Origin of the sequence: Pseudarthrobacter sp. W1I19, from assembly GCF_030817835.1 — a bacterium.
Lineage (GTDB): Bacteria > Actinomycetota > Actinomycetes > Actinomycetales > Micrococcaceae > Arthrobacter.
The window spans coordinates 2,902,100-2,922,705 of the sequence record NZ_JAUSZR010000001.1 but is presented as its reverse complement, the minus strand read 5'-3'; the positions used below and the strand labels follow the sequence as shown (position 1 = coordinate 2,922,705).

Annotated in this window: 19 protein-coding genes and 2 riboswitches; of the genes, 11 read left to right on the top strand and 8 right to left on the bottom strand. The window is 66.1% G+C overall.

What is annotated here, in order from left to right:
• Window positions 1-108: 108 nt before the first annotated feature.
• The gene (locus QF038_RS13740) at window positions 109-747 is read right to left on the bottom strand and encodes a VOC family protein (RefSeq protein ID WP_307610629.1); all 639 of its coding nucleotides are present in this window, start codon (window positions 745-747) and stop codon (window positions 109-111) included.
• A 166-nt stretch (window positions 748-913) separates the two neighbouring features.
• Window positions 914-1,030, top strand: a riboswitch (SAM riboswitch).
• A gap of 44 nt (window positions 1,031-1,074) precedes the next feature.
• On the opposite strand from QF038_RS13740, the gene QF038_RS13735 reads away from it, so the two are divergent.
• The 4 genes from QF038_RS13735 to QF038_RS13720 all read left to right on the top strand — a co-directional run bounded on the left by QF038_RS13735 (window position 1,075) and on the right by QF038_RS13720 (window position 6,527).
• Window positions 1,075-2,400 carry a bifunctional o-acetylhomoserine/o-acetylserine sulfhydrylase gene (locus tag QF038_RS13735; protein WP_307610628.1) on the top strand — a complete coding sequence of 442 codons (1,326 nt, stop codon included), beginning with the start codon at window positions 1,075-1,077 and terminating at the stop codon, window positions 2,398-2,400.
• A gap of 107 nt (window positions 2,401-2,507) precedes the next feature.
• Window positions 2,508-2,623, top strand: a riboswitch (SAM riboswitch).
• A gap of 12 nt (window positions 2,624-2,635) precedes the next feature.
• Window positions 2,636-3,751 (top strand): homoserine O-acetyltransferase, encoded by a 1,116-nt coding sequence (locus tag QF038_RS13730; RefSeq protein ID WP_307610627.1) that lies wholly within the window; start codon window positions 2,636-2,638, stop codon window positions 3,749-3,751.
• Window positions 3,752-3,928: 177 nt separating this feature from the next.
• The gene (locus QF038_RS13725) at window positions 3,929-5,311 is read left to right on the top strand and encodes an MFS transporter (RefSeq protein WP_091418270.1); all 1,383 of its coding nucleotides are present in this window, start codon (window positions 3,929-3,931) and stop codon (window positions 5,309-5,311) included.
• Window positions 5,312-5,408: 97 nt separating this feature from the next.
• On the top strand, window positions 5,409-6,527 hold the full coding sequence (locus tag QF038_RS13720; protein ID WP_307610626.1) for an alcohol dehydrogenase catalytic domain-containing protein: 1,119 nt from the start codon (window positions 5,409-5,411) through the stop codon (window positions 6,525-6,527).
• 22 nt (window positions 6,528-6,549) lie between these two features.
• Here QF038_RS13720 and QF038_RS13715 read toward each other — a convergent pair whose 3' ends face one another.
• Window positions 6,550-7,449 carry a LysR family transcriptional regulator gene (locus QF038_RS13715; RefSeq protein ID WP_307610625.1) on the bottom strand — a complete coding sequence of 300 codons (900 nt, stop codon included), beginning with the start codon at window positions 7,447-7,449 and terminating at the stop codon, window positions 6,550-6,552.
• A 138-nt stretch (window positions 7,450-7,587) separates the two neighbouring features.
• On the opposite strand from QF038_RS13715, the gene mmsB reads away from it, so the two are divergent.
• Window positions 7,588-8,490: a 3-hydroxyisobutyrate dehydrogenase gene (gene mmsB, locus QF038_RS13710; protein WP_307610624.1), complete on the top strand. Its 903-nt coding sequence runs from the start codon at window positions 7,588-7,590 to the stop codon at window positions 8,488-8,490.
• A 13-nt stretch (window positions 8,491-8,503) separates the two neighbouring features.
• Window positions 8,504-9,988, top strand: coding sequence for a CoA-acylating methylmalonate-semialdehyde dehydrogenase (locus tag QF038_RS13705; RefSeq protein ID WP_307610623.1), 1,485 nt, complete (start codon window positions 8,504-8,506; stop codon window positions 9,986-9,988).
• A 76-nt stretch (window positions 9,989-10,064) separates the two neighbouring features.
• On the opposite strand, the gene QF038_RS13700 is transcribed toward QF038_RS13705, so the two are convergent.
• Genes QF038_RS13700 through QF038_RS13690 form a run of 3 tightly spaced genes read right to left on the bottom strand, consistent with a single transcriptional unit; the run spans window position 10,065 to window position 12,651 of the window.
• Window positions 10,065-10,604: a hypothetical protein gene (locus QF038_RS13700; RefSeq protein ID WP_307610622.1), complete on the bottom strand. Its 540-nt coding sequence runs from the start codon at window positions 10,602-10,604 to the stop codon at window positions 10,065-10,067.
• Window positions 10,605-10,636: 32 nt separating this feature from the next.
• Window positions 10,637-11,800 (bottom strand): winged helix DNA-binding domain-containing protein, encoded by a 1,164-nt coding sequence (locus tag QF038_RS13695; RefSeq protein ID WP_307610621.1) that lies wholly within the window; start codon window positions 11,798-11,800, stop codon window positions 10,637-10,639.
• 53 nt (window positions 11,801-11,853) lie between these two features.
• Complete coding sequence (locus tag QF038_RS13690; protein ID WP_307613482.1) at window positions 11,854-12,651, bottom strand: SGNH/GDSL hydrolase family protein; 798 nt, start codon at window positions 12,649-12,651, stop codon at window positions 11,854-11,856.
• A 149-nt stretch (window positions 12,652-12,800) separates the two neighbouring features.
• Here QF038_RS13690 and QF038_RS13685 point away from each other — a divergent pair, with 149 nt between their 5' ends.
• On the top strand, window positions 12,801-13,451 hold the full coding sequence (locus QF038_RS13685) for an alpha/beta hydrolase (protein WP_307610620.1): 651 nt from the start codon (window positions 12,801-12,803) through the stop codon (window positions 13,449-13,451).
• 60 nt (window positions 13,452-13,511) lie between these two features.
• Here the strand turns inward: QF038_RS13685 and QF038_RS13680 are convergent, their stop codons facing one another.
• The gene (locus QF038_RS13680) at window positions 13,512-13,739 is read right to left on the bottom strand and encodes an RNA-binding S4 domain-containing protein (RefSeq protein WP_091418257.1); all 228 of its coding nucleotides are present in this window, start codon (window positions 13,737-13,739) and stop codon (window positions 13,512-13,514) included.
• Window positions 13,740-13,771: 32 nt separating this feature from the next.
• Between QF038_RS13680 and QF038_RS13675 the strand changes: the two genes are divergently transcribed.
• The 3 genes from QF038_RS13675 (at window position 13,772) to QF038_RS13665 (ending at window position 17,330) form a co-directional block, all read left to right on the top strand.
• Window positions 13,772-14,767: a DMT family transporter gene (locus tag QF038_RS13675; RefSeq protein WP_307610619.1), complete on the top strand. Its 996-nt coding sequence runs from the start codon at window positions 13,772-13,774 to the stop codon at window positions 14,765-14,767.
• Between the two features lie 146 nt (window positions 14,768-14,913).
• On the top strand, window positions 14,914-16,299 hold the full coding sequence (locus QF038_RS13670) for a glycine--tRNA ligase (RefSeq protein WP_307610618.1): 1,386 nt from the start codon (window positions 14,914-14,916) through the stop codon (window positions 16,297-16,299).
• Between the two features lie 2 nt (window positions 16,300-16,301).
• The gene (locus QF038_RS13665) at window positions 16,302-17,330 is read left to right on the top strand and encodes a GNAT family N-acetyltransferase (protein ID WP_307610617.1); all 1,029 of its coding nucleotides are present in this window, start codon (window positions 16,302-16,304) and stop codon (window positions 17,328-17,330) included.
• A 75-nt stretch (window positions 17,331-17,405) separates the two neighbouring features.
• Here the strand turns inward: QF038_RS13665 and QF038_RS13660 are convergent, their stop codons facing one another.
• Complete coding sequence (locus QF038_RS13660) at window positions 17,406-18,230, bottom strand: 1-acyl-sn-glycerol-3-phosphate acyltransferase (RefSeq protein ID WP_307610616.1); 825 nt, start codon at window positions 18,228-18,230, stop codon at window positions 17,406-17,408.
• A gap of 45 nt (window positions 18,231-18,275) precedes the next feature.
• Complete coding sequence (locus QF038_RS13655) at window positions 18,276-19,034, bottom strand: alpha/beta hydrolase (RefSeq protein ID WP_307613481.1); 759 nt, start codon at window positions 19,032-19,034, stop codon at window positions 18,276-18,278.
• A gap of 84 nt (window positions 19,035-19,118) precedes the next feature.
• On the opposite strand from QF038_RS13655, the gene QF038_RS13650 reads away from it, so the two are divergent.
• Window positions 19,119-20,579 (top strand): YibE/F family protein, encoded by a 1,461-nt coding sequence (locus QF038_RS13650; RefSeq protein ID WP_307610615.1) that lies wholly within the window; start codon window positions 19,119-19,121, stop codon window positions 20,577-20,579.
• The last annotated feature ends 27 nt before the right edge of the window (window positions 20,580-20,606 follow it).

Here is a 20,606-nt window from a genome sequence, read left to right as displayed (position 1 = left end):
GTCACCGGCTGATGGCGGCCGAAGTTTGGGAGGACAGGGTACCCAGGCAATAGCCCGGGCGCACCACTGCGATGACCGCGCGCGGCGGCCCGGGCATCGGATGGAACGTCAGATGGTGACTGCTCCGGTGGCGGTTTCGAAAGTGACGGACAGGATGCCGGGCGTCCCGTGCGGTGCCACCCACTCAACGGCCACGTCTTCGAGGGGCTTTTCCACCGGCTCGCCCAGCCACTCGGTGACCCGTGCAGCCGAGCCGGCGATGGTGAGGCAGCTCATCTTGACGTTGCTCTCGTACGCGTTGGACGGGTGCAGGGATGGATCGCCCTCCCACTTGAGCATGTAGGGAACCTGGGGGTCGGCGATCAGACCGAGGATGCCAATCTGCTTCCAGACCAGTTCGCGGCCGTCAGGGAACTTGCGGTTGCCGTTGACGGCAGAGCGTCCCAGCCGCTCTTCGAACCGGGCGAGGTCGTCCACTTCGACGCACCAGCCCATCCAGCCGCCGCCCGCAGCAGACCGGGCACGCACTGCCTGTCCAAACGGCGCCTTGTCCGAAGCGGGGTGGTCCAGGACCTCCACGACTTCGAGGTATTTGTGCCCGGCGAGGGGGATGATCATGTTTCGGGTGCCGAACCGGGGGTGTACCCCGCCCTTCACTGCCTCGACGCCGAGGGCAGAAGAAATACGTTCGGTGGTGGCCGCCAGGCCATCGTGTTCACAGGCGTAAGAGACGTGATCCATGCGCATGCCATCATCTTGGCACTTTGTGATCGGGCTCTCAGCTAAGGGTACCCTTACTGGGATTTCCGCTGGTCAAGCCTCATAAATTCGTACCAGCGCGCGTAAAGATGTTCAGGACCATGTTCGTCACAATGCTGTCGGGCGCACTCTGCGTGTTCCTACACTGGGCTCAGGTCATGAGTGCCAGCATCAAGCCCCGGCTCGCTGGCCGGCAACCCTCCAACCGCGGTGGGGTGCCCCGGGTGAGGACCTGGCTGTCCGGCAAGAGGCCGGATAGCAAGCGCGGCCCGCAGTGCTTCGAGCATGCCGGGCCCATGTCAAAGGAGCCTTGAATTGTCCAACGGATGGTCCTTCGAAACCCGCCAGATCCACATCGGCCAGGAACCGGACAGCGCCACCGGCGCCCGCGCCCTCCCCATCTACCAGACCACGTCCTTTGTGTTCCCGAGCGCGGAAAGTGCGGCCAACCGCTTCGCCCTGGCCGAACTGGCTCCCATCTACACCAGGATCGGCAATCCCACACAGGAGGCCGTGGAACAGCGGATCGCCAGCCTTGAGGGCGGCCTGGGAGCCCTGCTGCTCAGCTCCGGGCAGGCCGCAGAAACATTCGCCATCCTGAACATCGCCGAAGCCGGAGACCACATCGTGGCCAGCCCCAGCCTCTACGGCGGCACCTACAACCTCTTCGCGCATACGCTGAAGAAGTTCGGCATCTCGGTCACCTTTGTGGCGGACCCGGACAACCTGGACCAGTGGCGCGACGCGGTGCAGCCCAACACCAAACTCTTCTTCGGTGAGGTGGTTTCCAACCCGCGGCAGGACGTCCTGGACATTGAAGGCGTGTCCCAGGTTGCACACGAGGCCGGCGTGCCCCTCATCGTGGACAACACCTTGTCCACCCCGTACCTGATCCGCCCGCTCGAATGGGGCGCGGACATCGTGGTGCACTCGGCCACCAAGTACCTGGGCGGCCATGGGTCCGCCATTGCCGGAGTGATTGTGGACTCGGGGAAGTTCGATTTTGGTAATGACCCGGAGAAGTTCCCTGGTTTCAACACCCCGGACCCCACCTACAACGGGCTGGTCTACGCCCGCGACCTCGGCGCCGATGGAGCGCTGGGCGCCAACCTGTCCTACATCCTCAAGGCCCGGGTCCAGCTCCTGCGCGACCTGGGCTCGGCGGTGTCGCCCTTCAACGCGTTCCTGATCGCCCAGGGACTTGAGACCCTGAGCCTGCGGGTGGAACGGCACGTGGCCAATGCCACCGAAGTGGCGCGCTGGCTGGAAGGAAGGGACGACGTCAAATCCGTCGCCTACGCGGGCCTGCCCTCCAGCCCCTGGTACGAGCGGGGCCGCAAGTACGGACCCAAGGGGACCGGGGCCATCGTCTCGTTCAATCTGGCCGGCGGGGCCGAGGCGGGCAAGCGCTTCGTGGACGCCCTGGAACTGCACTCCCATGTTGCCAACATCGGCGACGTCCGCTCCCTGGTGATCCATCCGGCGTCGACCACCCACAGCCAGCTCTCGCCGGAACAGCAGGAAGTAGCCGGCGTCACCCCCGGCCTGGTTCGGCTTTCCGTGGGAATCGAGCATATCGATGACATCCTCGCTGACCTCGAAGCCGGCTTCCGTGCCGCCAAGGAGGCCAGCGGCGCCTGACCACGGGCACCAGCGTCGCCTGATGAGGGGCACCAGCGGCAAGCCGGGAAGTCACAACCAGTCACACTCTTGGCGGCAGGCGGGGGCTGTTTCGTACACTCAATGCAGGTCATGAGTGCCAGTGACAGCCCCGGCTTGCTGGCCGGCAACCCTCCTTCCGCGGTGGGGTGCCCCGGGTGAAGACCTGGCCTGCCGGTCAGACGACGGCAGGCAAGCGCGTAGAAGAGGTCTTGCCATGACGGTTACCGTCACCCGTACCACCGTTCCCGAACACGGGATTGTCCGCTATGCCTCCATTGGCGATCTAAAGCTGGAAGCCGGCGGCTACCTGCCGGATGTCACCTTGGCCTACGAAACCTGGGGCACGCTCAACGCGGACGGCAGCAACGCTGTCCTGATCGAGCACGCGCTCACCGGCAGCACGCACGTGACCCGCGGCGACACCAACGAAGAAGGCTGGTGGGAGCAGCTTGCAGGCCCCGGCGCTCCGGTGGACACCGACCGGTTTTTCGTCGTCTCAATCAACATTGTGGGCGGCTGTTACGGGTCCACCGGCCCGTCCTCGCCCGCACCCGACGGCACGCCGTGGGGCTCCCGGTTCCCGCTGGTGACCCTCCGGGACAGCACCGCGGCGGAGGCCCGGCTGGCGGACCAGCTGGGCATCAGCAGCTGGTTCGCAGTGCTGGGCGGGTCCATGGGCGGCGCGCGGGCCCTGGAATGGGCCGTGACGTATCCGGAACGCGTGCAGCGCTGCGCCGTGATTTCCGTGGGGGCCGCGAGCACCGCCGAACAGATCGCCTTTGCCCAGGCACAGACGCTCGCCATCCGCCAGGATGCCAACTTCAACGGCGGCGACTACTACGGCGGGCCGTCGCCGGAAGAGGGCCTGGCCCTGGCCCGGCGCATAGCCCACATCACATACCGTTCACCCGGGGAGCTGGACGGCCGCTTCGGCCGGACACCCCAGGCCCCGGAATCGCCGCTCCAGGGCGAGCAGCTCGCGGCGCGCGGACGCTACCAGGTGGAGAGCTACCTGGACCATCAGGGCACCAAGCTGGTCCAGCGGTTTGATGCCAACAGCTATATCGCCATTACCGAGGCGCTGATGAGCCACGACGTCTGCCGCGGCCGCGGGCCACTCGAACAAACGTTGTCCCGTGCCGGTGCACGCTTCTTCGTGGCCGCCGTGGATTCGGACCGGCTCTACTTCCCGTCCCAGTCCCTGGAACTGGCCCGCGCACTCCCGGGGGACGTGGACGTCCACTTCATCGAGGCGCCCATCGGACACGACGGTTTCCTCACCGAAATCGGCCAGCTGGGCAACCAGCTCCGGGTGCACTTGGCGGCATAGCCGGACCGCCACCGGCGGGATTGTGCATAAATGCAGATAGCCTCTGCAGGATTCGTCGTTGAGCTCGACGGAATGGCAGACGATACTCATTTGGACCCGGCGGCGCGTGGCCAAAATCACACGTACCCGCCTTAGCCTGTCCAGTGGTGTCGAAGAAGACGCCGAAGGAGTTCATCAATGAGTACGGAAAAGTCCGCCGCACAACGGTCCGGGGAAACCGATGTCAAGGCGTCAGGCCTGCGAAAAGTTGTTGCAGCCTCCATGGCCGGCACCGTCGTGGAGTGGTATGAGTTCTTCCTGTACGCCTCAGCAGCCACTTTGGTGTTCGGGAAGATGTTCTTCCCCAACTCCGGAACCGAGCTGGACGGCATCATTGCCGCATTCGTCACTTACGCCGTGGGCTTCGTTGCCCGGCCTGTAGGCGGCATTGTCTTCGGCCACTTCGGGGACAAGTTCGGCCGGAAGCAGCTCCTGCAGCTGAGCATCATCCTGGTAGGAGTGGCCACCTTCCTGATGGGCTGCCTGCCAGGCTTTGCCCAGATCGGTTACTGGGCTCCGGCGGCGCTGGTGTTCCTTCGCTTCGTCCAGGGCTTCGCCGTGGGTGGCGAATGGGGCGGCGCAGTGCTGCTAGTTGCCGAGCACAGCCCCAACAAGTCGCGTGGCTTCTGGTCCAGCTGGCCGCAATCCGCCGTCCCCATGGGCAACCTGCTCGCCACCGGCGTGCTGTTCATCCTGTCCTCCACCCTTTCGCAGGAGGCGTTCCTCGGCTGGGGCTGGCGCGTGGCCTTCTGGCTCTCGGCAGTGATCGTCGTCATCGGCTATTACATCCGCACCAAGGTTCAGGATGCCCCCATCTTCCTGGAGGCCCGGAGGGAGGTCACGGAAGAGAAAAAGGGTTACGGCGTGGCCGAGGTTTTCCGCCGTTACCCAAGGGGTGTCTTCACCGCCATGGGCCTGCGTTTTGCCGAGAACATCCTCTATTACCTCGTGGTGACTTTCTCTATCACCTACCTGAAGGTCGTTGTCCAGACCGACACGTCCCGCATCCTGCTGCTGCTGCTCGTGGCCCACTTCATTCACTTCTGCGCTGTCCCGCTTGTTGGCAAAATGTCTGACGCCTTCGGCCGCCGCCCGGTCTACATGGCAGGTGCCGTCCTGGGCGGAACGTGGGGCTTCTTCGCGTTCCCCATGATGGACACCGCCAACGACCTCGTCATCCTGGCCGCCATCACCATCGGCCTGCTGTTCCACGCACTCATGTACGCCGGGCAGCCGTCCATCATGGCTGAAATGTTCCCCACCAGGATGCGGTATTCGGGCGTTTCGCTGGGCTATCAGGTGACCTCGATCGTGGCCGGTTCGCTGGCACCGATCATCGCCAGCTCGCTGCTGGGCAGTTTCAAGTCCTCCACTCCGGTGGCCCTGTACCTGCTGGGTGCCTGCATCGTCACAGCGGTCTCTGTCCTCTTCCTGAGGGAAACCCGCGGAATTTCGCTGCGGGACGTCGATGCCGCGGACGCCCAGGGCACGGCTGACCTTCTGGCAGCCACCAAGAAGTAGTCTTCCCAGAACGGCAAGACGGAAATGGCAGCTGCCCGGACCGCACGTACCGCCGGTCCGGGCAGCTGCCTGTCCCCATTTCAAGGTTAGGAACATCATGCGAGCAGCCGTCCTCTATTCCACCGTTCCCGCCGGCACCAGCTATGGCCAAGCGCAGCCGCTGGTGGTTCAGGAGCTCAGCCGTCCCGAACCCCGGGCCGGCGAGCTGGGCGTCACCGTCGCCTACTCCAGCCTGTGCCACTCAGACCTGTCGGTGGTGGACGGTTCCCGCGTCAGGCCGCTTCCCATGGCGCTGGGGCACGAGGCCGTAGGACGGGTTGCCTCGGTAGGCGAAGGTGTCACGGACGTGTCCGTGGGGGACCACGTGGTCCTCGTTTTCGTCCCCAGTTGCGGTTCCTGCCGTGCGTGCCTTGCGGGGCGGCCCGCCCTGTGCCACCGGGCCGCCGAGGTCAACGGCTCCGGCGACCTTTTGCATGGCGAGGCCCTGCTGCGCACACCCGAGGGGCAGCGGATCAACCACCATCTGGGGGTTTCGGCGTTCGCGGATTATGCGGTGGTGGCCCGTGAATCGGTAGTGGTGATCGACGACGACGTCCCCGACACCATCGCGGCGATGTTTGGTTGCGCCGTGCTCACCGGGATGGGAGCCGTGCTCAACACCGCGGCGGTTCAACCAGGCCAGTCCGTAGCCGTTTTCGGCCTCGGGGCCGTGGGGCTTTCGGCAGTGATGGCGGCGGCGCTCGCCGGCGCCTCAGCGGTGATCGCCATTGACCCCAACACCAGCAAGCATGGGCTCGCCATGAAGTGCGGGGCAACGGCCGTGGGGACTCCCGACGACGCGGCCCGGCTGATCGCGGAGGCTGCAGGTGATGGTGTGGATACGGCCGTAGAGGCTGTGGGCTCAGCCCGGGTCATTGCTTCATGCCTCGAGCACGTGACGCGTGGCGGCGCCGTGGTCTCGGTAGGGCTGCCGCATCCCACGGCGGAATTGACGGTGCCCGCCCTCCAGTTTGCCGGAGCGGGCAAGCGGCTGCTTGGTTCGTACATGGGTGACGCCGTACCGAACCGGGACATCCCCCTCTACCTGGGGTACTGGCGCGAAGGCCGGCTGCCCGTTGAGCTGCTGCACACCGACACCAGGCCCCTTGCCGAGATCAACGAAGGCCTCGACGCACTCGCCGCAGGGCGGGTGGTGAGGCGCCTTTTCCAGGCCTGACAATTGCTGTGGGTGCCAGGACCTAGGCTGCCAGTAGATCCTGGCGCTCCGCCACTTCTTCCTTCAGCGCAGCAATCACGGCCTGAACCCGGGCGGACCGCAGCGATTCCGGCCGTGCCACGGCCCAGATGGGAATCTGGCGCTGGAAGGCTTCGGGGAGCACCGGAACGAACTCCGGACTCTGCGCCACCATAAAGTTCGGAAGCAGTCCGATGCCGCCGCCGCGGCGTACCGCCTCCACCTGGGCAAAGATGCTGGTCGCCTGGAAGCTGGATTTCGGCACCGGAAGCTGCGAGGACCGGTGGCCCAGTTCGGCAACCTGGAGTGCTGACTCCACGTAAGAGACGAAGCCGTGCTGCCCCACGCCGTCGGGCGTTTCCGGCAAACCCCGTTCCTTGGCGTAGGCGGGGCTTGCGTAAAGCCGCAGGAAGTAGTTGGTCAGGAAGATGGCCTGCGCGTTGCTCACGTCCGTGCGGCCCACCACCACTTCCAGGTCCACGCCGGAGCGGTTCTGGCTGACCTTGCGTGTGGCGCTGAGCATCTCCACATTCAGCAACGGATGCCGCTGCTGGAGGCGGACCAGTGCAGGAGCCACGAACTCGGCGCCGAAACCGTCAGAGGTGCTGATGCGCACCATGCCGGACACGGCGTCCCGGTCCTGGCCCACAACGGCGGCCAAAGAACCGAGCGTGTCCTCGATCGTTTCCGCCGCGGCCACGGCCGACGCGCCAAGCTCCGTCAGCTCCCACCCGTGCGGGCTGCGCTCCAGCGTGCGGCCGCCCAGTTGCTTGTCGAGGGCAAGGATCCGCCGCGAGATGGTGGTGTGCGTGGTGCCCATCGTTTCGGCTACGGCGTTGAAGCGGCCCAGCCGGGCCACAGTGAGCAAGATCAGCAAGTCGTCCGGACTTGGAAGCCGCGCCATCCGTGTCCCTTCATTCGTGTGCATCAGTGCACATGCCGTCTGTGATTTTTCGCCTTGATTGCACTGTAGCAGGGTGTGATGGTGGACACAGACCTTCCGGCTGCTCCCGGCCGGAGGCACAGCAAAGGAGCTTGGGCGATGGCAGTAATCGGTTGGATCGGTTTGGGGAACATGGGCGGATCCATGTCGGCGAACCTTGCAAAAGCGGGGCACGACGTCCGCGGATTCGACCTCAACCCGGCCGCCCTCGCCGCTGCGGAGGCTGAAGGGGTAAAGCCGGCCGGGAGCATCGCGGAGGCAGTCACCGGCGCGGACGCCGTCTTCACCATGCTTCCGAAAGGCGAGCATGCAAAGGCCGTCTATCTGGGAGCGGATGGCGTGCTGGCGCATGCCGATGCGCGCACACTCCTGGTGGATTCCTCCACCATTGACATTGCCGCAGCAAAGGAACTGCACGACGCCGCCGCTGCCGCCGGCTTCCGCTTCGTGGATGCCCCTGTCTCAGGCGGGATGAGCGGCGCCAAGGCAGGGACACTGACGTTCATGGTGGGCGGTGAACCGGACGCCGTGGCCGAGGCCACCACCTACATCGGGCCGATGGCCGCCAACATCATTCCTACCGGCGGAGCCACCACGGGCCAGGCGGCGAAGATCTGCAACAACCTGATGCTCCTGATCAACCTGGCCTCCACGGCCGAGGGTGCAGTGCTGGCGGACCGACTGGGCCTGGATAAGAAGGTGTTCTGGGACATCGCCTCCGTGTCGTCCGGGGACAGCTGGGCCCTGCGCACCTGGTACCCCGTTCCCGGCGTAGTCCCCACCGCCGCATCCAACAACGATTTCGCACCCACGTTTACTGCCGAGCTGGCGAACAAGGACATCGGCCTGGCCATCAGCGCTGCGGAGGACACCGGCACGCCACTCGAAATCGGCAGGCACGTTCAGCAGCTGTACCAACGCCTTATTGACGCGGGCGAATCCGGCAAGGACTGCTCCATGATCATCAAACTTGCCGATGGTTCGCTCCAATCAGCCAAATAGAAAAGAGATAGCCGTGCAAACCATTCCGCATTACATCAACGGCAGCCGCGTTGCCGATGCCGCGCGCTTCGGCCCCGTCTTCAACCCCGCCACCGGGGAGCAGGAGAAGCAGGTGGCGCTGGCTTCCGCGGCGCGGGTGGAGGAAGCCATTGCCGCGGCCAAGGCAGCGCTGCCGGCCTGGCGGGCAACGAGCCTGGCCAAGCGGACCAATATCTTTTTCCGGGTCAGGGAAATCCTGACCCAGCGCAAGGCCGAACTGGCCGCCATCCTCACCAGCGAACACGGCAAGGTACTTTCCGACGCCGAAGGCGAGATCTCCCGCGGCCTCGAGAATATCGAGTTCGCCACCGGACTGTCCCACATGCTCAAGGGCGAACGGTCCGAACAGGTCTCCAGCGGCGTGGACGTCCATTCCGTCCGGCAGCCGGTGGGCGTCGTCGCCTGCATCACCCCGTTCAACTTTCCGGCCATGGTGCCGCTCTGGATGATCGGCAGCGCCTTGGCCTGCGGCAATACCGTGCTGCTGAAGCCCAGCGAAAAGGATCCGTCCTCCGCGGTGTTCATCGCGGAGGTCTTCGCGGAGGCAGGCCTGCCCGCCGGCGTGCTGAACGTGGTCCAGGGCGACAAGGAGGCGGTGGACGTCCTGCTCGAACACCGCGACGTCAAAGCCGTCAGCTTCGTGGGATCGACGCCCATTGCGCAGTCGATCTACAAGCGCGCCGCGGACCACGGCAAAAGGGTCCAGGCCCTGGGCGGGGCCAAGAACCACATGGTGGTCCTGCCAGACGCGGACCTGGACATGGCCGCGGACGCCGCAATCTCGGCCGCCTACGGCTCGGCGGGTGAGCGCTGCATGGCGGTCAGCGTGCTCGTCGCCGTCGGGAGCATCGCCGACGACCTCGTCGCCGCCATCAAGAGCCGGATGGCCACCCTCACGATCGGCCCGGGCACCGACCCGACGTCGCAGATGGGCCCTTTGATCACCGCCGAACACCGTGACAAGGTGGCCTCTTACGTGGCGGGCGCAGAGAATGAAGGCGCCACCGTGGTGGTGGACGGCCGCGAACAGCAGTTCGATTCAAACGGGTTCTTCATCGGAGTCAGCCTGGTGGACCACGTGAAGCCGGGCATGAAGGTGTACGACGACGAAATCTTCGGCCCGGTCCTGTCCGTGGTGCGGGTGGATACCTACAGTGACGCCGTCAGCCTGGTCAACGACAACGAGTTCGGCAATGGCGTTGCCATCTTCACCCGCGACGGCGGTGCCGCACGGCAGTTCGAGTTCGACGTAGAAGCAGGCATGGTCGGCGTCAACGTGCCCATTCCCGTTCCCGTGGGAACCTTCTCGTTCGGCGGCTGGAAGAACTCGCTGTTCGGCGACACCCACATGTACGGGCCGGACAGTATCCGGTTTTATACCCGCGGCAAAGTGGTCACCACGCGGTGGCCTGATCCGGCAACGTCCGTCATCGACCTGGGCTTCCCCCAAGTGGATTAAGGCCCAGGTGGATTAAGACGCAGGTGGATTAAGGCCCAGGTGGATTAAGGCCGGGGCCAAGCAGCAACGGCAGGGCCTAGCCGTTCATGATGTCGCTGCGGCGGCTCATGTACTCCTCCATGGAGAGCTCGCCGTTGCTGTACTGCTGATCCAGTTCGGCGAGCTTCCGCGCGCGGTAGCCTTGCGGGGCCGACGGCGGCGGGGGAGTTGCGGGGGCAGCAGGCTGCTGCGGGGCTTCTTCGCGCTGACCGTAGCCGGGTTGTCCAGGCATCGGTTGCCCGGGCATCGGTTGCCCGTAAGGCGGGAACTGCTGGCCCATGGGCGGGACCGGCGGGAGCGGCTGGACAGGCGGCAGCGGCTCGCCCGGGAGCGGCTGCGGCCGGTCAAGCTCGCGGAACCCGCCGCCGAAGTAGTCCTGCTGGGTGAAACCGTCCCGGGGCTGTTTGCTTTGCGGGCCATTGGAGCCGGGGTACGTTCCGCCGCCGGGAAACTGGTCCGGGTAGCGCCCGGAGAAGCTTTGTTCATGGTTCCTGCGGGCGACGGACTTCCGGTACATCCGCATGGCCATCGGGATCAGGAACGACAAAATGATGATCCAGAAAAACAAGTTGCTCACGGTGCCGTGCCTCTCATTGGTGTCCTTCCAGCTTAAGCCCCGGACTCCACGCGGGTGGTGGGAAGCCCAATGAAGGCGCTGTACCGGTCCACGGCGTCCTGCACGGCCGCGGCCAGCGGAGAGCCGGGAGTTTCGGTCCGGGAGAGCCGGATGTCGAGCTCGCAGCGGCCAGGCAACAGCCTGTGCCGCCACGAGCCGGCCATCCGCCCGTCCAGCAGCACCACGTGCATCGGCTCGCCCTGGAACGGGAAGGCCGGGGCGCCGCCGCCCATATAGTGCCGCGTGGCCGAATAGCCCATCACGTACTCGTCGTAGCACTGGATCAAGTCGATCCGGGGGCGGGTTTCCGAAGTACTTTCGACTTCCCCTTCGCTGCCGCCGGGACTTTCGGCGGCGTAATAGTGGACGACGCCGTCAATCACCGTTTCAGCCAGGGCTTCCGGATGTGCCTCCCAGACAAGTTGCAGGCCCTTCCGGACGTCCGTCATGGTCAGCCCGGACCAGTCGGCGCAGTCCTTGACCGTCGCCGGGCCGCGGCTGGTGAAGTAGCGGCGGGCGAGTTCCGCCACAGCTTCCGGCCTGGTCATCCCGGGACCGGCGGGGACCCGTTCATCAAACAGCGCATATGTCTGTTTCAGTGCCCCGCCCGGGCTGTGCACGGGCGTGCCGCTGACCAGGACGCCGCTGATTTCCGCGTGCATGATCAGGTAGGCAAGCTCCAGGCCCTTAGCCGGAAAGCCGGCGTCGTGAAGCCGCGCCGCCAGTCCGTCCCGGGTGAGATGGTTGCCGCCCGCAACCGCGCTGCCCAGGACTTCCGCGCTCCGGGCGGCCGCAGCCGCGTCAATACCGGTCCTGCGATACGTGGCTGCGTTGATTTGTTCCAGCCGTGGCTCGGAGAGTGCACGGAGCCAGCGGAGATCGTCCCGGTGGACAAAATGCCAGGTGGGCCGGAGGATGTGGGTCCGCAGGACCCGGCCGTCCGCGACTGCCTGCTCGGTGTCTGCCGCACTGGCGGGGACGGCGCTGGCATCCCCGCCAGCGGCCCCCACGCGCTGGGCCAGACTCCACCTGGCATAGGGAAACTCCTGCGCCTGCACCGCCAGCAGTGACTGCAGGGCGGCTTCCGGCGAGGCAGCACCGGGCCCGCGAAGCATCTGGGACCGCAGCCGCAGCCGCACCACCTGATGTGGTTCCATGTCAGCCCCGCTATTCAACTGCCCGCACCGGGCCGCCGGCCACAATCACTCCGCTAGCGCCGGGCAGCCTCGGTGCTCCCCAACGGACCCTCGCCGGAACCCAATGGAACGCCCGGCCCGAACACAGGTCCCGGCGTCGGCCGCTTTGGCATGATCCCGTCACCGGAGGACTGGTTCCGCAGCCGGCGCAGCACCCAGGGCACAAAGTACTCCCGGGCCCACACGAGGTCTCCGGACCGGGCCTCACGCCAGGTCCGCGGCGGCAGCGGCTTGGGCTGCAGCGGCTCCAGGGTGTGGTCAACGTTGAGCGCGTCCAGCACCATGGCCGCGATGGTGTGGTGGCCCAGCGGCGAGAAGTGCAGCCGGTCCACGTCCCACATCTGGGGATCGTTGAGCTGGCGCAGGGACCACATGTCGGCGATGATCGCGTCATGGCGCGCTGCCACCGTCCGCAGGTTTTCGTTATAGATGGCCACCTTGCTGCGGATCCTGCCCAGCACGGAGGACCCCGTATCAGGGCCGTTAAAGAGAACCACTGTGGCGCCGTCCATGGCCAGCAACTGGACCACGGAATCGAGCTTCTCGGCCAGCGCATCGGGATCGCCGCCCGGGCGGATCAGGTCGTTTCCGCCGGCGGAGAGGGTCACCAGGTCCGGCTTCAGCGCCAGGCACGGAGCAAGTTGCTGGTCCACGACCTGCTGCAGCAGCCGGCCGCGCACAGCCAGGTTCGCATAGGCGAAGTCGGGCTTGGTGCGGCCCAGTTCCTCCGCCACCCTGTCAGCCCAGCCGCGGTAGCCGCCGGGGCTTGAAGGCTCGGGATCGCCGATGCCTTCGGTAAAGGAATCGCCCATGGCCACATACCGGGTCCAGGGGTGGGATCCGGCAGGGGCAGTGGACGTTGGGATGCTGGTTGTGTCAGTCACGGTCCTATCCTGCCTTCCGTTGCGCGGGCTGCGCGAACGTAGGTTGTTACCTTTGGGTAACTGTAAGAATGGAAACCATGACTGAAGCCGAAGTATTTCCTGCCCCTGTAGTTCTGTGGTCCCATCCCGAGGACCAGCGCGACGGCAAGCCGCTGCTGGTGCTCCTGCATGGCTACGGCGCCAACGAACAGGACCTGCTCAGTCTGGCCGACCTGCTGCCGGATGACTTCACCGTTGCATCGGTCCGGGCACCGATTGCCATGGGCCCCGGCTTCACCTGGTTCCCGCTCACCGCATCCATCGACTACTCGCTGGACCGGGTCAAGGCGGCTTCGTCCTATGTGCTCGACTGGATCGACGCCATCCGGGTGGGGCACCCGTCGGTGACCCTGCTCGGCTTCTCGATGGGCATGGCCATGGCCACCACGCTCCTGCGGCAGCGGCCCACGGACTTCGCGGCCGTCGTCGGACTCTCAGGTTTTGTGGTGGACGCCGGGGACGATCCCTCGTTCAAGGACAATGAACTCGACGGCAGCGTCCCCTTCTTCTGGGGCCGGGACCAGCAGGACCCGGTGATCACTCCGGACAAAATCGAATTCACCATGGGCTGGGTCCGCAAGCACGTCAAGCTGACCAAAGTGCTCTACACGGGCATGTGGCACGGCATCAACCAGCAGGAGATCGGGCACGTGTCCGAGTTCCTTACCCACGAGGTGCTCAAGAAGTAGGCATACGACGGCGGGGCGGCGGCTCAGGCGGCCAGGCCCGCCGGGTGCCGAGTCGGTGCGTCAGGCCTCCGGCGCGACGACCTTCACTGTCTGGTTGTTCACGGTGACAGTGTCCCCGTGGTGAAGCTGCCGGCCGCGGCGGTCATCGATCTCCCCATTGACCTTGACGAGCCCGTTCTTGATCAGGTCCGCCGCCTCCACGCCGTCCTCCACGAGGTTGGCGAGCTTGAGGAGCTGGCCAAGGCGGATCATGCTGTCGCGGATGGGGACCTCTTCAACGTTGCTCATGAAGCAATAATGCCTGACGTAATGTGGATTCAATGACCTCCACCCACCGCCTGCCCCTGCTCGCAGGCCTGCCGCTGGCGGTGGGCTCGGGCCTTGCCATTCCAGTCCAGGGCCGCATTAACGGTGCGCTGGGAGCCCGGTTGGGCGATGGCATCGCCGCGTCCGTGGTGAGTTTCAGCACAGGCCTCCTGCTGATGATCCTCATCTCGCTGGTCCTGCCACGCGGCCGCGCCGGGCTGGCCAGCATCCTCCCCGCCGTCCGGAGCAGGGCCTTTCCCCGGATCTACGTTTTCGCCGGCGGTATTGGTGCACTGTTCGTTTTCGCTCAGTCCTTCACCGTGGGCATCCTTGGCGTAGCCCTCTTCACTGTTGCCACCGTCACCGGACAGACCGTCAGCGGACTGCTGGTTGACCGGCTCGGCATTGGGCCGGCCGGCAAGAAATCAGTCACGGGGATCCGGATCATCGGCTGCCTGCTGACCATCGCCGCCGTCGCCTGGGCTGTTTCTCCCCGGTTCAGCGCGGCCGCGGACGGCACGGGTGCCGGCGCACCGGACGCCGGCCCTTCAGCCCTGCTGCTTCCCCTCCTCCTGCCCGTGCTGGCAGGGTTCCTGATGAGCTTCCAGCAGGCCATGAACGGGACGGCCACAGTCCATTACGGCACTCCTATCGCCGCCACGCTGGTCAACTTCGTTGCCGGCGGCCTGGTGCTGTGGACGGCTTACGGCATCAAGCTGGCCGTGGCCGGGCCGGGCAACCCGCTGCCGGGGGAGTGGTGGTACTACGCCGGCGGGCCCATGGGTTGTGTGTTCATTGGCCTGGGCGCACTGCTGGTCCGCAGCCTGGGCGTGCTGGTCACGGGCCTTGGCATGATCGCAGGCCAGCTGCTGGGCTCGCTTGCGCTGGACGTGATCCTGCCAGCGCCGGGAACAGTGGTGGCGCCGGCCACCGTGTTGGGCACCATCCTCACCCTGGCCGCTATCGTCCTGGCAACCCTGCCCTGGCCGCGGGGAGCGTTCCGCAGGTAGGCACCGGTAGGCTAGGACACGCAGCTTTCACGCATCTTTCCTTCATCCGCCCCTCCCGGCAGCCACTGGTGCATACCTGTGGCGCAACCGGGGCCTGAAAACCGCGGACCGCACCCAGCGGCCCTGTAGAAATTGGAGTTACCCCCATGGCAGCAAAATCCGTTCTCGACCAGGTCATTTCCCTCTCCAAGCGGAGGGGCTTTGTGTTCCAGGCCGGTGAGATCTACGGAGGTTCGCGTTCTGCCTGGGACTACGGGCCCCTCGGCGCCGAACTGAAGGAAAACATCAAGCGCCAGTGGTGGCAGTCCATGGTCCGCGGCCGCGAGGACGTGGTGGGCCTGGACTCCTCGGTCATCCTGCCCCGCCAGGTATGGGAAGCCTCCGGCCACGTCGAGGTCTTCTCCGATCCGCTGGTGGAGTGCCTTTCCTGCCACAAGCGCTACCGCGCGGACCACCTCGAGGAAGAGTACGAGGAAAAGAAGGGCCGCCCCGCCGAGAACGGCCTGAAGGACATCGCCTGCGCCAATTGCGGCACCCGCGGCCAGTGGACCGAACCCCAGGAATTCTCCGGCCTGCTCAAGACCTTCCTGGGTCCGGTGGCGAGCGAGGAAGGCATGCACTACCTGCGCCCGGAAACGGCCCAGGGCATCTTCGTGAACTTCAACAACGTCCTCACCACCTCCCGCAAGAAGCCGCCGTTCGGCATCGGCCAGATCGGCAAGTCCTTCCGCAACGAGATCACGCCCGGCAACTTCATCTTCCGCACCCGTGAGTTCGAGCAGATGGAAATGGAGTTCTTCGTTGAGCCCGGCACCGATGAGGAATGGCACCAGTACTGGATGAAGGAGCGCATGTCCTGGTACACCGGCCTTGGCATCCGCGAGGAGAACCTCCGCTTCTTCGAGCACCCGCAGGAAAAGCTGAGCCACTACTCCAAGGGCACCACGGACATTGAGTACCGCTTCGGTTTCCAGGGCTCCGAATGGGGCGAGCTGGAGGGCATCGCCAACCGCACCGACTTTGATCTCTCCACCCATGCCAAGGCCTCCGGCACGGACCTGAGCTACTTCAACCAGGCCACCAACGAGCGCTACACCCCGTACGTCATCGAGCCCGCCGCCGGCCTGACCCGTTCCTTTATGGCGTTCCTGGTGGACGCCTACACCGAGGACGAGGCCCCCAACGCCAAGGGTGGCGTGGACGTCCGCACGGTGCTGAAGCTCGACCCCCGCCTGGCCCCGGTCAAGGCCGCCGTGCTCCCGCTGAGCCGCAACGAGGACCTGTCTCCGAAGGCCAAGGACCTCGGCGCGCAGTTGCGGAAGAACTGGAATATCGACTTCGACGACGCCGGTGCCATCGGCCGCCGCTACCGCCGGCAGGACGAAATCGGCACCCCGTTCTGCATCACCGTGGACTTCGACACCCTCGAGGACCAGGCCGTGACCATCCGCGAGCGGGACACCATGAGCCAGGAGCGCGTCTCCCTGGACAAGGTGGAAGGCTACCTGGCCGCACGCCTGATAGGCGCCTGAGCATGGCCATCGAATACCGCGAATGGCACGAGGGGGACGACCTCGCCCTCCTGGAAATCTGGGGCGGCCCGGAAACCTCCCAGGCCCGGCAGTTCCGCGGTGCCCTGGCGGTTTCCTCCGACGGGAGCAGCACGCCCTGGCGGCGCTGCATAGTGGCCGAGGACGTCATCGACGGCGTCGGCATCCCGGTTGCGGCGGGCGTGGTGTACGAAGCGTCGCTGCATCCGGAACGGCTCTGGACCTACATCGAAGTGGCGCGGGACCACCGCCGCTCCGGCATCGGTGCCACGCTCCTGACCATGCTGCGCCGCGAAGCCGAACAGTCGCCGTCGGGCGTTACGAAGCTCCGCGCCAAGGTGGAGCCGGGTACCCCCGGCGCCGCCTTCGCCGAACATTTCGGGCTGTCCCCGATCCAGCGTTCCCGGCTGGTGGTGGTGGAACCGGGCGCCCTGCGGCTTCCAGTGTTCCCGGCCAAGGACGACGGCGGACCGGCCAACGACGAAAACGCCGGTTCTGACGTGGTGATGGACCTGGCCACCGGCTCCGTGGAACTGACGGACGTTGTGGGCCGCTACTACACCGCCATCCACGACTGGGATTCCCCGGGAGTTCTGTCCGTGGGCCAGGTGCAGAAACTGTTCCTGGACGACCTCACTGGAGCCCACGGCGCCATCGTGCTGCGCGCACAGCCGGAGTCTGCCTTCGGCGCCGGGGTTGCGCCCAGTAAGAAGGGCCGGATCCGGGCCTTTGCCGTCAGCTACGCCGCGCCGTCCGATCCTGACGCCGCCCCCGGGCAGGAAGCTGCCGGGCAGGAAGCGCCCACGGACGTGTTCGTTGGACACGAGCCGGCGCTGGCCCGGGAAGACGCCGCCGAGGCCGTCCGCGACATGCTGTCCCTGATCGCGTACCAGCACCCGGTGATGCTGGAACTGGACGACTCCATGACTGCCTTGCGTGCCGCCGTCGAGCCCCTGCTGGAAAGCGGCAAAGCCCGCCTCGCCGGCCCGGAGACCTGGGTGGTCTCGGACTAAGCAGCGCGGCCGCAACTGAGTAGCGCCAAGTGTCGTTTGACCGCCCAAAACGACACTTGGCGCTACTTACTTGGGCTACTTTCTGCGGGAAGTACGACGGCGGCGCGTCAGCACGTCCTCAGCGTCCAGCAATTGCCGCTCGGCTTCGGTCGGGGCCCCGCCGCCCAGGTCGGCGGGCATCCACCATGCGCCCGGCGGGACAGGCAGGGGAAAGTCCGCGATGCACGCATCGATCCCCGCCTGCAGCCGGGCGCGCAGTTCAGCCGTGGCCGCTTCGGCGTCAACGTCAGGTCCCACCTGCAACGGCTCACCCACATGGACACGGACCGGCGCACGCCAGGCTGACTGCAGTGACGACCCATGACCCCTCGTCAGCAGGCGGTGGGCGCCCCACACGGAGACCGGAATAACAGGGACACCGGCTTCCGCAGCCATTCTGACAGCGCCGGTTTTGCATTCCCGGACCTTGAAGCTCCGGCTCACGCCGGCCTCCGGGAAGACTGCCAGGTGTTCGCCGCTCCGCAGCTTGGCCACGGCCTCGTCAAGGGCGCCGGCGCGTTCCGCGTATCCCACCACCACGCTGCTGGTGGCACTGATGGCCGGGCCGGCGAGCCAGTGGTCGGCCGCGCCCTGATGGATCAAGAAACGCAGCTGGGCATGCGCATGCTTCCACAGGATGAGTTCCACCGGGGCGAAATCCAGGTAGCCGAAGTGCGTGATGGCAAAGACCGCACCGCTGCCGGGCGTCACGGCCGGGGCGATCCCTTGCCGCGGCCCGGGTGCCGGCAGTTGCTCCACGCCGCTGGCAAGAATCCTGATCTGGAAACCCCACCGGAGGAACAGGCCCAGGCGGACAATCAGCCGGTAGAAACGGTCACTCGGCCGGGGGCGCCAGGGCATAGCGTTCCTTTCGTTCGTGACGCCAGTGCAGGCAGGATTTGGTGCTTAGAGGGTCACCTGCACGGACGATTCCGGCAGCAGCTGGTTGAATCCCCGCGGCAGGGCCACACCCGTCCCCGCCGCTTCGTTGAAGGCCTTCAGCACAAACCCGGTGGAGAGCGTGTGCCACAGCCTGATCTTGCGGAGCATAAAGTGCCCGGCACCCTTCAGCGCCACGTACTGCATCGAGGCGGCACCGGCCGCCGCCCGCCGGGCAAACGCGAGCGACGCCGACGGGCTGGTCCACCGATCGAACGTCCCGTGGACAATCAGCACCTTCTTGGCCGCTACTGCGGAGACCGGCGTTCCGGGGCTGAGCCACGGGGCCAGGGCCACCACGGCTGCAACCTGGGGGTGGTCCGCGGCGCAGACCGCCGTCAGCCCGCCCATCGAATGGCCCACCAGGAACACCGGGACGTCCGGATGCTGCGTGCTTATCTGCTTAAGGGCCCAGCGGGCGTCCTGCAGGGGCGTCATGTCCTCCCCGTTCCAGCCCCGCACGCTGTTGCGCAAGGACCACACGGAAAGCCCATGCTTCCGGCCCGCCCGGTGGAGGTGCCTGGCAAAGGGGACCATCCGGGCTGGACTCAGGTGCCGGGCCTCCACCGGCTCGCGGCTGCGGGACTTTCCGCCGTGCAGCACCAGGGCAATGCCCCGGGTGGGACCCGACGACGGCAGCACGCTGAGCACGGGCTGGTGCAGCATTCCCGCGGCGGCTCCAGCCGCGTTCAGGCTGCCATTTTCCTCATTCCTGCGGTTGGCCATGCCCGGTTCCTCCCAGTTCTGCCGATCCATTTATCAACCCTATGGTGCCGGACGTAGAGTTCAACGTATGAGGTTCTACTGCTGATGGGGTCCGGACACTCCCACGCTTCTACAGACCATTCGGAGCCGACACCAGAGGCGATTGCCGCCAGGCGGCGGGCAAACCGGATCCTGGCCGCAGTGCTGATCCCACTGACCCTGCTGACCCTTGCCGGCATGGCGATGCTGTGGCCCTCGGGAAGCAAAGAAGGCGTTTCCCTGGCCAACCCTTATTCGGCGGCCCCGGGCGTCACCTTCGACACGGGAACCATCCAGAGCGTGGCGGTCGAGAACTGCATGCAGGGCGTCAGCCAACAGAACCAGGGCCAGGCTCAGCAAGGACAGGCCCAGCAGGGACAAGCCCAACAAGGACAAGGGTCCGACTGCACGTTTGCCTTCACCGAACCGGACAAAGGCGGAAGTCCGGTGAAGGTGGTCATCAACCCGGACGTCGCCAAGTCTCACGGCGTCAAGCCCGGCGACCAGATCCGCTACCTGAACTTGTCCAACGCGCAGGGTGCCTCCGCCTCGCAGGGTTCGCCCGCCTATATCTTCGTGGACTTCGTCCGGACCCTCCCGATCGTCCTGCTCGCGCTGCTGTACGCGGCGGTGGTGATCGCCGTCGCGCGGTGGCGCGGCCTGCGTGCCCTGATCGGACTGGTCGGCGCCTACTTTGTGCTGGCCAGCTTTATGCTGCCGGGCCTGGTGGAAGGTAAGCCGCCGCTGCTGCTGGCACTGGTGGGATCCACGGTGATTATGATCGGGGTCCTGTACTTCGCCCACGGGTTCTCCGCGCGCACCTCCACGGCACTCCTGGGCACCATCTTCGGCCTGGCAATCACGGCTCTGCTGGCCGCGTGGGCCACCGGTGCTGCCAACCTCGCGGGAGTGGGCAACCATGACGCCACCACCCTGATGAACACTTCGGCCAATATCTCCATCTCGGGGGTGATCCTGTGCGGGCTCATCATCTCCGGACTGGGTGTCCTTAACGACGTGACCATCACACAGTCCTCGGCCGTCTGGGAACTGTACGAACTTGCGCCGCAGAGCAGCGCCCGGAAGCTGTTCACCTCAGCCATGAGGATCGGCCGCGACCACATCGCTTCCACCGTGTACACCATTGCGTTCGCCTATGCCGGCGCCGCCCTGCCGATCCTCATCATTGTGATGCTCTACGACCGTCCGCTCGCAGACACGCTCACCAGCGCCGAACTGTCCGAAGAGGTCATCCGCACCCTGGTGGGTTCCATCGGACTGGTCCTGGCCATCCCGGTCACCACTCTGATCGCGGTGCTGGTGGTGAAGGCTACGGGCTCGCCCGGTGTGGCGGTGTCCGGCACACGTACGGCGAACGACGGCGACCGGCCGTTAGGTGCCGAACTCACAGCCACGCCCGCGACAGCGCAGCCCGCCGTCAACCCTGACGATGTCACCGACACCGGTACGCTCGCAGCCGCAGCCTTCCAGACCCGCCGGGGCCGCAGGGCCGCCGAGCGGGACTGACAGAGGGCCCGAAGTACCACCGACAAT

Bases quoted from the DNA above. Each gene is read 5' to 3' on its own strand.
- QF038_RS13740 (WP_307610629.1), bottom strand. From the start codon at position 747: ATGCGCATGGATCACGTCTCTTACGCCTGTGAACACGATGGCCTGGCG.
- QF038_RS13730 (WP_307610627.1), top strand. From the start codon at position 2,636: ATGACGGTTACCGTCACCCGTACCACCGTTCCCGAACACGGGATTGTC.
- QF038_RS13725 (WP_091418270.1), top strand. From the start codon at position 3,929: ATGAGTACGGAAAAGTCCGCCGCACAACGGTCCGGGGAAACCGATGTC.
- QF038_RS13720 (WP_307610626.1), top strand. From the start codon at position 5,409: ATGCGAGCAGCCGTCCTCTATTCCACCGTTCCCGCCGGCACCAGCTAT.
- QF038_RS13715 (WP_307610625.1), bottom strand. From the start codon at position 7,449: ATGGCGCGGCTTCCAAGTCCGGACGACTTGCTGATCTTGCTCACTGTG.
- mmsB (WP_307610624.1), top strand. From the start codon at position 7,588: ATGGCAGTAATCGGTTGGATCGGTTTGGGGAACATGGGCGGATCCATG.
- QF038_RS13695 (WP_307610621.1), bottom strand. From the start codon at position 11,800: ATGGAACCACATCAGGTGGTGCGGCTGCGGCTGCGGTCCCAGATGCTT.
- QF038_RS13690 (WP_307613482.1), bottom strand. From the start codon at position 12,651: ATGGGCGATTCCTTTACCGAAGGCATCGGCGATCCCGAGCCTTCAAGC.
- QF038_RS13685 (WP_307610620.1), top strand. From the start codon at position 12,801: ATGACTGAAGCCGAAGTATTTCCTGCCCCTGTAGTTCTGTGGTCCCAT.
- QF038_RS13680 (WP_091418257.1), bottom strand. From the start codon at position 13,739: ATGAGCAACGTTGAAGAGGTCCCCATCCGCGACAGCATGATCCGCCTT.
- QF038_RS13675 (WP_307610619.1), top strand. From the start codon at position 13,772: ATGACCTCCACCCACCGCCTGCCCCTGCTCGCAGGCCTGCCGCTGGCG.
- QF038_RS13670 (WP_307610618.1), top strand. From the start codon at position 14,914: ATGGCAGCAAAATCCGTTCTCGACCAGGTCATTTCCCTCTCCAAGCGG.
- QF038_RS13665 (WP_307610617.1), top strand. From the start codon at position 16,302: ATGGCCATCGAATACCGCGAATGGCACGAGGGGGACGACCTCGCCCTC.
- QF038_RS13660 (WP_307610616.1), bottom strand. From the start codon at position 18,230: ATGCCCTGGCGCCCCCGGCCGAGTGACCGTTTCTACCGGCTGATTGTC.
- QF038_RS13655 (WP_307613481.1), bottom strand. From the start codon at position 19,034: ATGGCCAACCGCAGGAATGAGGAAAATGGCAGCCTGAACGCGGCTGGA.
- QF038_RS13650 (WP_307610615.1), top strand. From the start codon at position 19,119: ATGGGGTCCGGACACTCCCACGCTTCTACAGACCATTCGGAGCCGACA.